The organism is Streptomyces sp. NPDC091972 (genome assembly GCF_044756385.1).
GTDB lineage: Bacteria > Actinomycetota > Actinomycetes > Streptomycetales > Streptomycetaceae > Streptomyces.
In genome coordinates, this window is the sequence record NZ_JBIVSV010000002.1 from 39,173 (window position 1) to 53,846 (window position 14,674).

Consider the following 14,674-nt stretch of genomic DNA (forward strand, 5'->3'; position numbering starts at 1 on the left):
GACGTTTGGCCCCCCGAGGTACACGATGGGGAGCGGTGCAGACATACAGAAATACGGCCCTCTGACAGGTAAGGAACAGCGTGGCTTCCGGATCCGATCGCAACCCGATCATCATTGGCGGCCTTCCGAGTCAGGTTCCTGACTTCGATCCCGAGGAAACCCAGGAGTGGCTCGACTCCCTCGACGCCGCGGTGGACGAGCGCGGCCGGCAGCGGGCCCGCTATCTGATGCTGCGGCTCATCGAGCGGGCCCGCGAGAAGCGCGTGGCCGTGCCCGAGATGCGCAGCACGGACTACGTGAACACCATCCCGACCGGTGCCGAGCCGTTCTTCCCGGGCAACGAGGAGATCGAGCGCAAGATCCTGAACGCCACCCGGTGGAACGCGGCCGTGATGGTCTCGCGCGCCCAGCGTCCCGGGATCGGCGTCGGCGGCCACATCGCCACCTTCGCCTCCTCGGCGTCCCTGTACGACGTCGGCTTCAACCACTTCTTCCGCGGCAAGGACGAGGGCGACGGCGGCGACCAGGTCTTCTTCCAGGGCCACGCCTCCCCGGGCATCTACGCGCGCGCGTTCCTGCTCGACCGCCTCAGCGAGGACAACCTCGACGCGTTCCGCCAGGAGAGGTCGAAGGCGCCGCACGGGCTGTCCTCGTACCCGCACCCGCGCCTCATGCCGGACTTCTGGGAGTTCCCGACCGTGTCGATGGGTCTCGGCCCGATCGGCGCGATCTACCAGGCGCGGATGAACCGCTACATGCACGCGCGCGGGATCGCCGACACCAGCAGGTCCCATGTGTGGGCGTTCCTCGGCGACGGCGAGATGGACGAGCCCGAGTCGCTCGGCCAGCTGACCATCGCCGCCCGCGAGGGCCTGGACAACCTGACCTTCGTCGTCAACTGCAACCTCCAGCGCCTCGACGGCCCGGTGCGCGGCAACGGCAAGGTCATCCAGGAGCTGGAGTCGGTGTTCCGCGGCGCCGGCTGGAACGTCATCAAGCTGATCTGGGACCGCTCCTGGGACCCGCTGCTCGCGCAGGACCGCGACGGCATCCTCGTCAACCGGATGAACACCACCCCGGACGGCCAGTTCCAGACCTACGCCACCGAGTCCGGCGCGTACATCCGCGACCACTTCTTCGGCGACGACCACCGGCTGCGCGCCATGGTCGAGAACATGACCGACGACCAGATCCTGCACCTGGGCCGCGGCGGTCACGACCACCGGAAGATCTACGCGGCGTTCAAGGCGGCCGTGGAGCACACCGGCCAGCCGACGGTGATCCTCGCCAAGACGGTGAAGGGCTGGACGCTGGGCCCCAACTTCGAGGGCCGCAACGCCACGCACCAGATGAAGAAGCTGACGGTCGACGACCTCAAGGGCTTCCGCGACCGGCTGCACCTGCCGATCTCCGACAAGGAGCTGGAGTCGGGCGCGCCGCCCTACTACCACCCGGGCCGGGACTCGGAGGAGATCCAGTACATGCACGACCGCCGGCTGGGCCTCGGCGGTTACGTCCCGACGCGCGTGGTGCGCGCCAAGCCCCTGGCGCTGCCGGACGACAAGACGTACGCGACCGTGAAGAAGGGCTCCGGCCAGCAGTCGATCGCCACCACCATGGCCTTCGTGCGACTGCTCAAGGACCTCATGCGGGACAAGGAGCTCGGCAAGCGGTTCGTGCTGATCGCGCCGGACGAGTACCGCACCTTCGGCATGGACTCGTTCTTCCCGAGTGCGAAGATCTACAACCCGCTGGGCCAGCAGTACGAGTCGGTCGACCGGGAGCTGCTGCTCGCGTACAAGGAGTCCCCGACGGGCCAGATGCTGCACGACGGCATCTCGGAGGCGGGCTGCACGGCCTCCCTCATCGCCGCGGGTTCGGCGTACGCCACGCACGGCGAACCGCTGATCCCGGTCTACGTCTTCTACTCCATGTTCGGTTTCCAGCGCACCGGCGACCAGTTCTGGCAGATGTCGGACCAGCTCGCGCGCGGTTTCGTTCTGGGCGCGACCGCGGGCCGTACGACTCTGACCGGTGAGGGGCTCCAGCACGCGGACGGCCACTCGCAGCTGCTCGCCTCGACCAACCCGGGGTGTGTGGCGTACGACCCGGCGTTCGGGTTCGAGATCGCGCACATCGTGCAGGACGGTCTGCGCCGGATGTACGGGCCGACCGCCGACGGCAAGGTGGGCGAGGACGTCTTCTACTACCTCACTGTCTACAACGAGCCCATCCAGCACCCGGCCGAGCCGGAGAACGTCGACGTCGAGGGCATCCTCAAGGGCGTCTACCGCTTCTCCGAGGGCACCTCGGGGTCGATCCCTGCGCAGATCATGGCGTCCGGCGTGGCCGTGCCGTGGGCGGTCGAGGCGCAGAAGATCCTCGCCGAGGAGTGGAACGTCAAGGCGGACGTCTGGTCGGCGACCTCCTGGAACGAACTGCGGCGCGAGGCCGTGGCCTGCGAGGAGTACAACCTGCTGCACCCGGAGGAGGAGCAGCGGGTGCCGTACGTGACGCGGAAGCTGGCCGGCGCGGAGGGTCCGTTCGTGGCCGTGTCCGACTGGATGCGGGCGGTTCCCGACCAGATCGCGCGGTGGGTGCCGGGCACGTACCAGTCGCTGGGCGCCGACGGGTTCGGCTTCGCGGACACCCGGGGCGCGGCGCGGCGGTTCTTCCACATCGACGCGCAGTCGATCGTGGTGGGCGTGCTGACGGAGCTGGCGCGGGAGGGCAAGGTGGACCGTTCGGTGCTGAAGCAGGCGATCGACCGGTACCAGTTGCTCGACGTCTCGGCCGCGGACCCGGGTGCGGCGGGGGGCGACGCGTAGTCGGCCGGCTCTGCGGGCTCCCGGTGAGCCGAAGGGCGGTGGGCTCGGGGCCCACCGCCCTTCACCGTTTCTCTACGATGCGGGCATGAAGGAACAGTCGGCGCAGGTCCGGTGGGAACAGCACACCCAGCGGCCCCTTCTGGCGCTCGCGGTGCTGTTCGCCGTCGCCTATGCCGTGCCGATCGTGGACACCTCGGCGGGACGGTCGCTCACGGCGTTGTGCACGGTGGTCGAATGGGTGGTGTGGGGGGTCTTCGCCGTCGACTACCTGATGCGGTTGTCCCTCTCGCAGGACCGCCGGGGGTTCGTACGGCAGCACTGGCTGGACCTGTGCGCGGTCGTGCTGCCGCTGATACAGCCCCTGCGTCTGCTGCGCCTGGTCTCCACGCTGCTGCTGGTGGGGCGGCGGGCGCGGATGGCCTCCCAGATCCGGGTGACGACGTATGTCGCCGGGGCGGTGGTGGGGCTGCTGATGTTCGGTTCGCTGGCGGTCCTCTCGGTGGAGCGGGACTCCCCGAACGGGAACATCCGGACGCTGGGTGACGCGGTCTGGTGGTCCTTCACCACCATGACGACCGTCGGCTACGGCGACCACGCCCCGACGACCGGGCTGGGCCGCATGATCGCGGTGGGCCTGATGCTGTCCGGCATCGCCCTCCTCGGTGTCGTCACCGCGAACATCGCGGCCTGGTTCATCGAGCGCTTCGAGAAGGACGACGTGGAGGAACGAGAGCAGACGGAGGCGATCAGGGCCCTGACAGAGGAAGTACGGGCCCTGCGAGCCGAGGTCGCGGCCCTGCGCAAGACATCCGTCGGCGGCTGAGGGACACCCCACCGGTCCGAGAACGCGAGCGGGCCCCCGGTCGTCCCACCGGGGGCCCTTCCCTCACGCGCCCCGGGTCAGAACGTCCCGCTGCCCGGGGTGGCCGCTCCGACGAGCCAGATGATCGCCAGGAGCGTGTCGATGGCGCCCAGTACGAAGGCGACCAGAGCGGGCCAGGCACGGTTGCCGCCGCCCGACCAGGTGCGGCCCATGGCAAGCCAACCGCAGACGATCGCGACGGGGCCCAGGATGATGCCCAGTACGAAGAAACCGGCGATTGCGCAGATGACTCCGATGATTCCGAGCGTCGCGCGATCCGGCCCGCTCCGTGACCACGTCCGGCCACGTGATCGGGGGTACCTGCGCGTTCCGTGTCCGAAGCCCGCCATCATCAACTCCCTGACACCCTAGGTTGGTTGGGTTCGTCTCGGGTTCAACGATGCGAGTACCCCGGTCCCCGGGGTTAATCCTCCGGCCTTGCGGCGCGCCGCCCCCCTCCGGCAGCGCGCCGCAGCGCCGTCCGCCCTCCGCGGCTCACGAACCTGCCGTGCGGAGGGCTTGACTTACTGTGACCTGCGGCGCGTACCGAGGGCGAGAAATCTTTAGCCTCTTCACCCTGATAGGCGAAGTGCGCTGACGTCCCGTCAGGCGTCAGACATGGCCGACGCCCGCACCCGCCTCCGCGTTCTCGCCGCGCTTGGTGAGCAGGGCGACGAGGATGGCGAAGGCGGCGACACCCGCGGCGACCAGCGACGCGAGGCTCATCCCGGAGATGAAGGTGTCGTGCGCGACGTCGGTGATCTTCGTCGCGATCTCCGCCGGGGTCCCCTTGGTGACCGGGGCGACACCCACCTGGACCGCCTCCGACGCCTGGTCGAGCTGGGCCGGCGGCAGCGCCGGCAGACCCGCGTCCTTCCAGTTGCCCGGGAGGTCGCCGTCCACCTTGGAGGCCATCACGGCGCCGAGGACGGCCGTACCCAGGCTGCCGCCGATCTGCATCGCGGCCTGCTGGAGACCGCCGGCCACACCGGAGAGCTCCATGGGCGCGTTGCCCACGATGACCTCGGTGGCGCCGACCATCACGGGTGCGAGGCCGAGTCCGAGCAGCGCGAACCACAGGGACATGACCGCGCTGCCGGTGTCCGTCTCCAGCGTGGACATCCCGAACATGGCGATCGCCACCGACGCCATACCGCCGGCCAGCGGAATGCGCGGGCCGAGCTTGGTGATCAACGCGCCCGCGAGCGGGGAGCCGACGATCATCATGCCGGTGAGCGGGAGCAGGTGGAGGCCCGCGTCGATCGGGCTCATGCCGTGCACGTTCTGGAGGTAGAAGGTCACGAAGAACAGGCCGCCCAGGAACGCGAACGCCATGAGGACCATGAGGACCACACCCGCGGACAGCGCGACCGACCGGAACAGCCCGAGCGGGATCAGCGGCTCCTTGACCTTCGTCTCCCAGAAGGCGAACAGCGCGAAGCCCACCACGGAGGCGGCGATGAAGGTCCAGGTCAGTCCGTCGCCCCAGCCCCAGGTCGGGGCCTTGATGAGGGCCCACACCAGGCAGAACATGGCGGCGGACAGCAGGGCTATGCCCAGCAGGTCGAAGGAGCGCGGGGCGTTCTCGGCGCGGTGGTCGAGCAGGATCAGCACGCCCAGGACGAGGGCGAGGACGCCGACCGGGACGTTGATGAAGAACACCGACTGCCAGTTGACGTGCTCGACGAGCACACCGCCGAGGATCGGACCGCCGGCGGTGGAGGCGCCGATGACCATGCCCCAGATGCCGATGGCCATGTTGAGCTTCTCGGCCGGGAAGGTGGCCCGCAGCAGCCCGAGCGCGGCCGGCATCAGCAGGGCACCGAACAGGCCTTGCAGGACACGGAAGCTGACGACCGCGGCGATGGAGCTGGACAGCCCGATCGCGCCCGAGGCGGCGGCGAAGCCGACGACACCGACCAGGAAGGTCTGCCGGTGGCCGAAGCGGTCACCGAGCTTGCCCGCGGTGATCAGGGCGACGGCCAGCGCGAGGAAGTAGCCGTTGGTGATCCACTGGACGTCCGCGAAGCTCGCCTTGAGGTCGGCCTGGATGGCCGGGTTGGCGATGGCCACGATGGTGCCGTCGAGGGCCACCATCATGACGCCGACGGCCACGGTCAGGAGGGTGAGCCACGGGTGGCCGCGCAGCCCGGAGGCAGGCGCCTGGTCCGACGACGACGAGGATCCCCCGTCCCCCGGCCCCGTCTTGTCGAGGGTGGTCTGACTAGTCATGCGTTCGAGGCTAGTGACAGTCGCTGACAATTGACAAACCAATTCACAAGTCGGTAACTGACACCAATGGAAACACTGCGCGAACGCAAGAAGCAGCGCACCCGAGAGGCGCTGCTGAGGGTCGCGATCGAGCTCTTCACCACCCAGGGCTACGACCGGACGACCGTGGACGAGATCGCCGACACCGTCGGGGTCTCGCAGCGCACCTTCTTCCGCTACTTCGCCGGCAAGGAGGACGCGGCCCTCGCGCTCGACGAGATGACGGTGGCGCACTTCGTCGACGCCGTACGCGCGCGCCCCGCGCACGAGCCGCCGCTGGAGGCGCTGCGGCAGGCCGTCCTGGAGGGGTGGGACACCCTGCACGAGGTCGTGGAGTCGGTCGTGCCGGTGGCCCGGTTCCTGGCCATGTACCGGGTGATCGAATCGACCCCCGTCCTGCTCGCCGCCCATCTGCGGCGCTCCGCGGAGGTCGAGGAGGTGCTCACGCGCCTGCTCGCCGAACGCGAGGGCCTCGACGCGGCGACCGACCCGCGGCCCCGGCTGCTGGTGGCCGTCTTCAGTGCGGTGATGCGGGTGACGGAGCGCCAGTGGCTCACCGACGGGGAGTTCAGCCTGGAGGCGATGCGCGCGTTGACGGTCTCCCACCTGGAGCTGCTGGGGCCCGCGCTGACCGGCAAGTGGCCCCCTTACATCAAAACGTGATACCCGTCACTCGATTAACCCGAGACCGTCCCGTTCTCCTAGTGTGTCCTTTCAGTGACTTCCTTCGACACCTCCCCGCAACTCAACGTCTGGCGCGCACTGCTCGCGCTGGCCGTGGTGTTCGTGATGCTGGCGACCACCGGCTGGACCGCTCTGCGCAACCACCGGGAGGCCACCCCGCTCCAGGCCTCGCTCGAGTCCTGGGCGCACGGCCGCCTCCACGGACACCGGCTGCCCGACCCGGACACCGCCCCCGCCCGGCTCACCCGGTTCTTCGCCTCCCTCACCTCCCAGGAGCGCGTCCGCCTCGCCCAGCGCTACCCGCTCGCGGTCGGCAACATGAACGGCGCCCCCGTCACCCTGCGCTACCAGGCCAACCGCCTCGCACTGCTCCAGGCCCGGGCCGTCGAGCGCGCCCGCATGCACGACACCCGGCTCACGCCGGCCGGCCAGCAGGAGGCGGGCCGCCGTATGCACCGCTTCGAGGCACTGACCGCCCCGGAGCGCCACATCCTCGCTTTCGACCCGGACGGCTCCGGCCGGGTCGCCGAGGTCTTCGGCGACCTCGGCGCGGCGCAGCGGGTCTCCGTCGTCGTGCCCGGTGTCGACACCGACGTGCTCACCTTCCAGCGCACCAGGCGCAGCTGGTCCGCGCCGGTCGGCATGGCGAAGGCCCTCTACCGGGCCGAGCGGGAGGCGAGCCCCACCACGCGTACCGCGGTGATCGCCTGGGCCGACTACACCGCGCCCGCCGGACTCGGCATCGACTCGGCCACCGCGATGCGCGCCGAGACCGGCGCCGTCCGGCTGAACGCGCTGGTGCGCGCCCTGCCCGGCACCTCACCGGTCTCCCTGTTCTGCCACAGCTACGGCTCCGTGGTGTGCGGGGTGGCCGCGCGCACGCTGCCCGGCCGGGTGGCCGACATCGCGGTGGCCGGCAGCCCCGGGATGCGGGTCGCCAACGCCTCCCACCTGCGCACCACCGCCCATGTGTGGGCGATGCGGGACGCCGACGACTGGATCCAGGACGTGCCCTACCTGGAGGTGGGCGGGCTCGGCCACGGCGCCGACCCGGTGTCCTCCGCATTCGGCGCGCGCGTGCTGTCCGCGCGGGGTGCGGACGGGCACGCCGGTTACTTCCAACCCGGAACGGAGAGTCTGCTCAACTTCGCCGAGATCGGCATTGGCGCATACCGCTCGGTGCACTGCGCCCACGAGGACGAAGCCTGCCGCGCCGGTTTGTCCGGCACGGCCGAGGCCGGACGCGCGTAGAGACTGCAAGAACCGCGGTCTGCGCGAGGAGGGGACGAAGGAGCTCGTGCCGAATACGATGACCCGCATGGGTGACGTACTGGCCGGATTTCATGCCGCCTGGGAGTTCGAGTCCGACTCCGTGCTCATCCGCTACGAACGGGGGATTCGCACACCGAAGCTCTTCCAGGCACTGGGGGAACGACGGATTCCCCTGGAGGCGATCTCCGGGGTGACGCTGACCCCGGGCAAGCGGGGCACGGTGGTGCTGCACGCCGAACCGCGGCCCGGGGCGGACCCGCTCATGGAGGCGGCGGCGGGGCAGCTCAAGGAGGGGTGCGACCCGTACCGGCTGGTGCTGCCGGCCGACAAGGAGACGCTCGCCGAGTACTACGCGGACGAGCTGCGCGCGCTGCTGAAGCGGGACGACGAACCGGCGGAACGCTTCCTGGTGCCGGCGCCCGAGGTGCCGTTGCAGTTCAAGGCGTACGACGGGAAGGCGTCCTTCGACGGCCGTACCGTGAACTTCCGCTGGTTCTGGACCGGGGCGTCCTCGGCGAAGTGGAAGGCCGGCGACCAGAGCTTCCCGGTGTCCGAGCTGACCGGTGTCGAGTGGCGGTCACCCGAGGTCTTCGAGGGCCATCTGCGGCTGCTGCGGGAGGCTCCGCCGTCTCAGCCGGTACAGGCGGACCAGGACCCGGCGGCCGTGGTCTTCGGGCTCGGGTACGGACCCGTGCACGAGTCGTTGCCCTTCGCTGCCGCGGTGCTGGCCGCGGTGAAGCAGCGGGGCGCCACGGCGGTGGTCCCGGCCGTGGTCGCGCCACGCCGGGACCCCGCGGACATCGCCGAGCGCATCCGCCATCTCGGAGAACTGCACCAGGCCGGGTTGGTCACCGACGAGGAGTTCTCCGTGAAGAAGGCGGAGCTGCTGGCGGAGCTCTGACCTACTCCCGGCCCGCCGACGAGAACCGCATGTCCGCGTAACGGTCGCCCGCCACCTGGCCCGCGATCGGCTCCAGGAGCTCCAGCTCCTCCTTGGTGAGGTGGAGGCCCGTCGCCGCCGCGTTCTCCTCGACCCGGGCAGGCTTGCGGGTGCCAGGGATCGGGACGACCGGGAGGCCGTGGATCTCGGACTGCTGCTGGACCCAGGCCAGGGCGATCTGGCCCAGGGAGGCGCCGTGGGCCTCGGCGACCTGGCGGACCGGCTCCAGCAGGGCCGCGTTCGCCGCCGCGTTGTCGCCCGTGAAGCGGGGCTGCTGACGGCGGAAGTCGTCGGCGGTGAGGTCCTTGTCGGCGTCGGTGAAGGACCCGGTGAGGAAGCCGCGGCCGAGCGGGGAGTACGGGACGAGGGCGACGCCCAGTTCGCGGGCGGCCGGCACCACCTGGGCCTCGATGTCCCGGCTGAACAGGGACCACTCCGACTGCACGGCGGCGATCGGGTGGACGGCCTGTGCCGCGCGCAGCTCACCGGCGGTGACCTCGCTCAGGCCCAGGTGCTTGACCTTGCCCTCGCGCACCAGCTCGGCCATGACGGCGACGGTCTCCTCGATCGGCACGTTCACGTCCCGCCGGTGCATGTAGTAGAGGTCGATCACGTCGACGTCCAGGCGCTTCAGGCTCGCCTCGACCGCCTCGCGGATGTACGGCGGGTCGTTGCGGATGATCCGCCGGGTGGGGTCGTCCGGGGGTATCGCCAGGGCGAACTTGGTGGCGATCACGACCTCGTCGCGGTGGGCCTTGAAGAACGGCGACAGGAACTTCTCGTTCTCCCCGGCGCCGTAGGCGTCCGCCGTGTCGTAGAGCGTGATGCCGAGCTCCAGGGCCCGCTCCAGGGTGGCCCGGGACTCCTTCGCGTCCGCGGGGCCGTAGGCGAAGCTCATGCCCATGCAGCCCAGGCCCTGGACGCCGACCGCGGGGCCGGTGTCGCCGAGCCGTGCGGTCGGGATGGTGCGGTCCGTCATCCGGCCTTCTCCGTTTCGTAGGCGCGACCGGCTTCGGCGTAGAAGCTGATCTTCCGGTCGAGTACGGCGAGCGTGTCCTGGAGCTCCGCGATCCGGGACAGGACGTCCCGGCGGGTCGTCTCCAGGAGCTCGAACCGTTCGGTGAACGTGTGGTCGCCCTCGCGCACCAGTTCCGCGTACCGCACCATGTCGGCGACCGGCATGCCGGTGAGCCGGAGCTTGCCGACGAGGTCGAGCCAGTCGAGGTCGCGGTTGCTGTAGCGGCGCTGGCCGGTGTGCGAGCGGTCGATGTGCGGCATCAGACCGATGCGCTCGTACCAGCGCAGGGTGTGCGCGGTCAGGCCGGTGAAGGCGACGACCTCGCTGATCGTGTAGCTGTCCTGGCCGTTGGGGCGCCGATGCGGATGCGGCGGGGCGGCACAGCTGTCGGTCCTGGTGCTCGTGGTCTCCATCACCGTCATGCCTCCCACGCTAGGACCTTGGAGTGCACTCCAAGCAAGCGGTACCGGCAAGAAATCGGCAGGACGCGCCCCGGGTGCGCTCGCTAGCGTGCGGCTCATGAGTCTCGTACGCCGTGCCACGACCGAGGACGCCGCGGAAGTGCTGCGGCTGCGCCAGGTGATGATCGACGCCCTGCCCGGCGGGGACGCCTCCACAGCGTGGCACACCGAGGCGCTGCCGTCGCTGCGGCGGAAGCTGGCGGAGGCCGACGGGGATTTCGCGGCCTTCGTCGTCGACCACCCTGAGCGGCCGGGGGCGCTGGGCGCGCTGGTGGCGGGGACGGTCGACTACCGGATCGGGAAGGCGGGCAATCCGCACGGGCTGGCCGGCTACGTCTTCAGCGTCGCCACCGACCCGACGGCCCGGCGGCGCGGGTACGCGCGCGCGTGCATGGACGAACTGCTGGCGTGGTTCCGCGAGCGGGGCGCCGGACAGGTCATGCTGACCGCGTCCCCGGAGGCAGAGCCGCTCTACGTCTCCCTCGGCTTCGTCCACAAGCCGGACCCCACGATGATTCTGAAGCTGTGAGCCGCTTAGTCTCGACGGCATGTCCTTGCAGAGCCTCGCGTTGATCGAGAACTGGCCGGTTCCCACCGCTGCGGCGGGGGTGGCGCGGGCCGACGGCACCGTCCTCGGCACCCACGGTCCGACGGCGCACCGCTTCCCGCTGGCCTCGGTCACCAAGCCGCTCGCCGCGTACGCCGTCCTCGTCGCGTACGAGGAGGGGGCCGTCGAGCTCGACGAGCCGGCCGGGCCGAGCGGATCGACCGTGCGTCATCTGCTCGCGCACACCTCCGGGCTCGCCTTCGACGAGCACCGGGTCACCGCCCCGCCCGGGGAGCGGCGGCTGTACTCGAACGCCGGCTTCGAGCAGCTCGGCGACCACGTCGCCAAGGCGACGGACATCCCGTTCGCGGAGTACCTGCGGCAGGCGGTGCTGGAGCCGCTGGGCATGACGTCGACGTCCCTGGAGGGCTCGCCCGCGAAGGACGGCGTGTCGACGGTCGAGGACCTCCTCCGGTTCGCGGCGGAGGTGCAGGCACCGCGGCTGCTGGACCCGCGGACGGTCGCGGCGGCGATGACCGTCCAGTACCCGGGCACGAAGGGCGTGCTGCCGGGCTACGGTCACCAGAACCCCAACGACTGGGGCCTCGGCTTCGAGATCCGCGACTCCAAGTCCCCGCACTGGACGGGCTCCGCGTCCTCGCCCCGCACCTTCGGGCACTTCGGCCAGTCCGGCACGTTCCTGTGGATCGACCCGGACGCGGGGGCGGCCTGCGTGGCGCTGACGGACCGCGCGTTCGGGCCGTGGGCCGTCGAGGCCTGGCCCGCGTTCACCGACGCGGTGCTCGCCGGCCTCTAGGACATCTCCCACAGCAGCAGCTCGGCCGGGGTCACCGCCACCGCGTCCAGTTCCTTCGCGCCGGTGACCCGGGCCGCGTCCCCGGGGCCCAGCTCCTCGCCGTCCAGCCGTACGTCGCCGCGCACGACGTGGACGTAGACGAACCGGCCGTCCGGCACCGCCGTCCACTCCCCCGCGGCCAGCCGCCGTACATGGAGCAGCGCGCCCGCCTCCGGGACCGCGTACGGCGTCGAGTCGGCGATGCCTCGGACGATCTCGTACGACGGCTCGCCGCCGGGTTCCAGGGGCGCGAGCCAGGTCTGCACGAAGGTCAGCGGGGTCTCGGCGTCGTTGCGCTCGACGTGCCGGACGCCTGCGGCGGCGCTCAGCCGCTGCACGTCACCGGGCCGCACGACCGTCTCGTGCCCGGTGGAGTCGCGGTGCGTCAGCTCGCCCTCGACCACCCACGTCACGATCTCGGTGTGGCTGTGCGGATGCTCGTCGAACCCGGCGCCGGGCACGAGCCGCTCCTCGTTGCAGGCGATCAGCGCGCCGAACCGGAGGTTGTCGGGGTCGTAGTGCGGCCCGAACGAGAAGGCGTGCCACGACTCGATTCCGGTCCCGGGGTCCCCGCCTGGGTAGCGCTCCGCGGCGCGCCGTACGTCCGTCACGGGACCACGGTAGTGCCAGGGCGGGCCGTGGGTGGGGCGTCAGTCGGTACCCGGCGGCGCGCACTGACGTCCGGATAAGGCAGTCTTGTCCCCGTGCCCGAACCCGAACACAGCAAGTCCGACCCCGCAGCGCCCCGCGCCCACGCACATGCCGCGACCCTGAAGCGGCTGGAGAAGTCGTCCGGGTCTCTCGCGCAGCAGGCCATCACGCGCATGGACGAGACGCTGCCGTGGTACCGGGCGATGCCCCCGGAGAACCGTTCCTGGATCGGGCTGGTCGCCCAGGCCGGCATCGCGGCCTTCACCGAGTGGTTCCGGCATCCGGACGCCCCGCAGGCCATCTCCACCGATGTGTTCGGCACCGCCCCGCGTGAGCTGACCCGGGCGATCACCCTGCGCCAGACCGTCGAGATGGTGCGCACCACCATCGAGGTGATGGAGTCGGCCATCGACGAGGTCGCCGCCCCGGGCGACGAGTCCGTGCTGCGTGAGGCCCTGCTCGTGTACGCCCGCGAGATCGCCTTCGCGACCGCGCAGGTCTACGCCCAGGCCGCCGAGGCACGCGGTGCCTGGGACGCGCGGCTGGAGTCGCTCGTCGTGAACGCCGTGCTCAGCGGGGAGGCCGACGAGGGGGCCGTGAGCCGGGCCGCCGCACTGGGGTGGAACGCTCCCGAGCACGTGTGCGTGGTCCTCGGCACCGCCCCCGACGGTGACTCGGAGCTGACCGTCGAGGCCATCCGGCGGGCCGCCCGGCACGCCAAGCTCCAGGTGCTGACCGGGGTGCTCGGGGCCCGGCTCGTGGTGATCGCGGGGGGCAGCGACAACCCGCTCGCCGTGGCCAAGTCGCTGATCGGGCCCTACGCGGCCGGACCCGTGGTCGCCGGGCCCGTCGTCCCCGATCTGCTGGCCGCGACCCGGTCCGCGCAGGCGGCCGCCGCCGGGCTCAAGGCGTGTTCCGCCTGGCAGGACGCCCCGCGCCCGGTCCTGGCGGACGACCTGCTTCCGGAACGCGCGATGGCCGGCGATCCCAGCGCGCGAGAGCAGTTGGTGGAGGAGATCTACAGACCGCTGGAGGAGGCCGGTTCCGCGCTCCTGGAGACGCTCTCCGTCTATCTCGAACAGGCGTCCAGTCTGGAGGGCGCGGCCCGGATGCTCTTCGTGCATCCCAACACCGTGCGCTACCGGCTTCGACGTGTGACTGACGTCACCGGCTGGTCGCCCTCCGATGTACGTTCGGCGTTCACCTTGCGGATCGCGCTCATCCTGGGGCGTCTGGCCGACGGAGATGCCCAGCCCTAGGCTTTTGTCGGGGGCCCACAAAACCCCCTCCTGTTCTTCGTCCCTGTCACCACGGGCGGCTTGGGCCGCCCTCAAGAGAGAGTGTGAGAGTGCTCGTACTCGTCGCTCCCGGCCAAGGCGCCCAGACGCCCGGCTTCCTGACTCCCTGGCTCGAACTCCCCGGTGCCGCGGACCGCGTCGCCGCGTGGTCCGACGCCATCGGACTGGACCTCGCCCACTACGGCACACAGGCCGACGCGGACGCCATCCGCGACACCTCCGTGGCCCAGCCGCTGCTGGTCGCGGCCGGAATCCTGTCCGCCTCGGCACTCGGTGCCCTCGGTGACATCGCCCCCGGCGCGGTCGCCGGGCACAGCGTCGGTGAGATCACCGCCGCGGCCTTCGCGGGCGTCCTGGAGGACACCGCCGCCCTCACCCTCGTACGCAAGCGGGGTCTGGCCATGGCCGACGCCGCCGCGATCACCGAGACGGGCATGTCGGCGCTGCTCGGCGGCGACCCCGAGGTCTCCGTGGCGCACCTGGAGAAGCTGGGCCTGACCCCGGCGAACGTCAACGGCGCCGGCCAGATCGTCGCCGCGGGCACGCTGGAGCAGCTCGCCGCCCTGAACGACGACAAGCCCGAGGGCGTCCGCAAGATCGTCGCGCTCCAGGTCGCCGGCGCCTTCCACACCCATCACATGGCCCCCGCGGTCGACGCGCTGGCCAAGGCCGCCGCCGATCTGACGCCGGCCGACCCGAAGGTCACGTACGTCTCGAACAAGGACGGGCAGGCCGTCGCCACCGGCGCCGAGGTGCTGGAGCGGCTGGTCGGCCAGGTCGCCAACCCGGTCCGCTGGGACCTGTGCATGGAGACCTTCAAGGAGCTCGGCGCCACCGCGTTCATCGAGGTCTGCCCCGGCGGCACCCTGGTCGGCCTCGCCAAGCGCGCGCTGCCCGGCGTCAAGACGCTCGCGCTCAAGACCCCCGACGACCTCGACGCTGCTCGCGAGCTCATCGCCGAGCACAGTGCCTGAGAAGGAGCACGA

The 14,674-nt window shown here is 70.9% G+C and carries 14 protein-coding genes; 9 read left to right on the forward strand and 5 right to left on the reverse strand.

The window, feature by feature from the left end:
• Positions 1-80 precede the first annotated feature (80 nt).
• Both aceE and ACIQJT_RS05490 read left to right on the forward strand, forming a co-directional pair.
• On the forward strand, positions 81-2,828 hold the full coding sequence (gene aceE / locus ACIQJT_RS05485; protein WP_402640148.1) for a pyruvate dehydrogenase (acetyl-transferring), homodimeric type: 2,748 nt from the start codon (positions 81-83) through the stop codon (positions 2,826-2,828).
• 85 nt (positions 2,829-2,913) lie between these two features.
• Positions 2,914-3,651, forward strand: a complete 738-nt coding sequence (locus ACIQJT_RS05490; protein WP_365450852.1) for an ion channel — start codon at positions 2,914-2,916, stop codon at positions 3,649-3,651.
• Between the two features lie 77 nt (positions 3,652-3,728).
• On the opposite strand, the gene ACIQJT_RS05495 is transcribed toward ACIQJT_RS05490, so the two are convergent.
• Entirely contained in the window at positions 3,729-4,043 is a 315-nt protein-coding gene (locus ACIQJT_RS05495) for a small hydrophobic protein (RefSeq protein WP_365450850.1), read from the reverse strand.
• A gap of 259 nt (positions 4,044-4,302) precedes the next feature.
• Positions 4,303-5,922 carry an MFS transporter gene (locus ACIQJT_RS05500; protein WP_402640151.1) on the reverse strand — a complete coding sequence of 540 codons (1,620 nt, stop codon included), beginning with the start codon at positions 5,920-5,922 and terminating at the stop codon, positions 4,303-4,305.
• 66 nt (positions 5,923-5,988) lie between these two features.
• Here ACIQJT_RS05500 and ACIQJT_RS05505 point away from each other — a divergent pair, with 66 nt between their 5' ends.
• From ACIQJT_RS05505 to ACIQJT_RS05515, 3 genes are read left to right on the forward strand one after another with little or no spacing between them, the layout of a single operon-like run.
• The gene (locus ACIQJT_RS05505) at positions 5,989-6,624 is read left to right on the forward strand and encodes a TetR family transcriptional regulator (RefSeq protein ID WP_402640153.1); all 636 of its coding nucleotides are present in this window, start codon (positions 5,989-5,991) and stop codon (positions 6,622-6,624) included.
• A gap of 54 nt (positions 6,625-6,678) precedes the next feature.
• A complete protein-coding gene (locus ACIQJT_RS05510; protein WP_365450844.1) occupies positions 6,679-7,896 on the forward strand; it encodes an alpha/beta hydrolase in 1,218 nt (405 codons plus the stop codon).
• 58 nt (positions 7,897-7,954) lie between these two features.
• Positions 7,955-8,818 (forward strand): DUF4429 domain-containing protein, encoded by an 864-nt coding sequence (locus ACIQJT_RS05515; RefSeq protein ID WP_365451653.1) that lies wholly within the window; start codon positions 7,955-7,957, stop codon positions 8,816-8,818.
• 1 nt (position 8,819) lies between these two features.
• On the opposite strand, the gene ACIQJT_RS05520 is transcribed toward ACIQJT_RS05515, so the two are convergent.
• Both ACIQJT_RS05520 and ACIQJT_RS05525 read right to left on the reverse strand, forming a co-directional pair.
• Positions 8,820-9,836: an aldo/keto reductase gene (locus tag ACIQJT_RS05520; RefSeq protein WP_365450842.1), complete on the reverse strand. Its 1,017-nt coding sequence runs from the start codon at positions 9,834-9,836 to the stop codon at positions 8,820-8,822.
• A complete protein-coding gene (locus tag ACIQJT_RS05525) occupies positions 9,833-10,297 on the reverse strand; it encodes a MerR family transcriptional regulator (RefSeq protein WP_053850716.1) in 465 nt (154 codons plus the stop codon). The genes ACIQJT_RS05520 and ACIQJT_RS05525 overlap by 4 nt, the downstream gene beginning before the upstream one ends.
• A 97-nt stretch (positions 10,298-10,394) precedes the next feature.
• Between ACIQJT_RS05525 and ACIQJT_RS05530 the strand changes: the two genes are divergently transcribed.
• Together ACIQJT_RS05530 and ACIQJT_RS05535 are read left to right on the forward strand one after the other, a co-directional pair.
• Positions 10,395-10,865, forward strand: a complete 471-nt coding sequence (locus tag ACIQJT_RS05530) for a GNAT family N-acetyltransferase (protein WP_365450840.1) — start codon at positions 10,395-10,397, stop codon at positions 10,863-10,865.
• A gap of 19 nt (positions 10,866-10,884) precedes the next feature.
• Positions 10,885-11,700, forward strand: coding sequence for a serine hydrolase domain-containing protein (locus ACIQJT_RS05535; protein WP_402640157.1), 816 nt, complete (start codon positions 10,885-10,887; stop codon positions 11,698-11,700).
• Here the strand turns inward: ACIQJT_RS05535 and ACIQJT_RS05540 are convergent.
• Entirely contained in the window at positions 11,697-12,350 is a 654-nt protein-coding gene (locus tag ACIQJT_RS05540; protein WP_365450836.1) for a pirin family protein, read from the reverse strand. The genes ACIQJT_RS05535 and ACIQJT_RS05540 overlap by 4 nt on opposite strands.
• Before the next feature lie 93 nt (positions 12,351-12,443).
• Here ACIQJT_RS05540 and ACIQJT_RS05545 point away from each other — a divergent pair, with 93 nt between their 5' ends.
• Positions 12,444-13,649, forward strand: coding sequence for a helix-turn-helix domain-containing protein (locus ACIQJT_RS05545; RefSeq protein WP_365450834.1), 1,206 nt, complete (start codon positions 12,444-12,446; stop codon positions 13,647-13,649).
• An 89-nt stretch (positions 13,650-13,738) separates the two neighbouring features.
• Positions 13,739-14,662 (forward strand): ACP S-malonyltransferase, encoded by a 924-nt coding sequence (locus ACIQJT_RS05550; RefSeq protein WP_365450832.1) that lies wholly within the window; start codon positions 13,739-13,741, stop codon positions 14,660-14,662.
• Positions 14,663-14,674 lie beyond the last annotated feature (12 nt).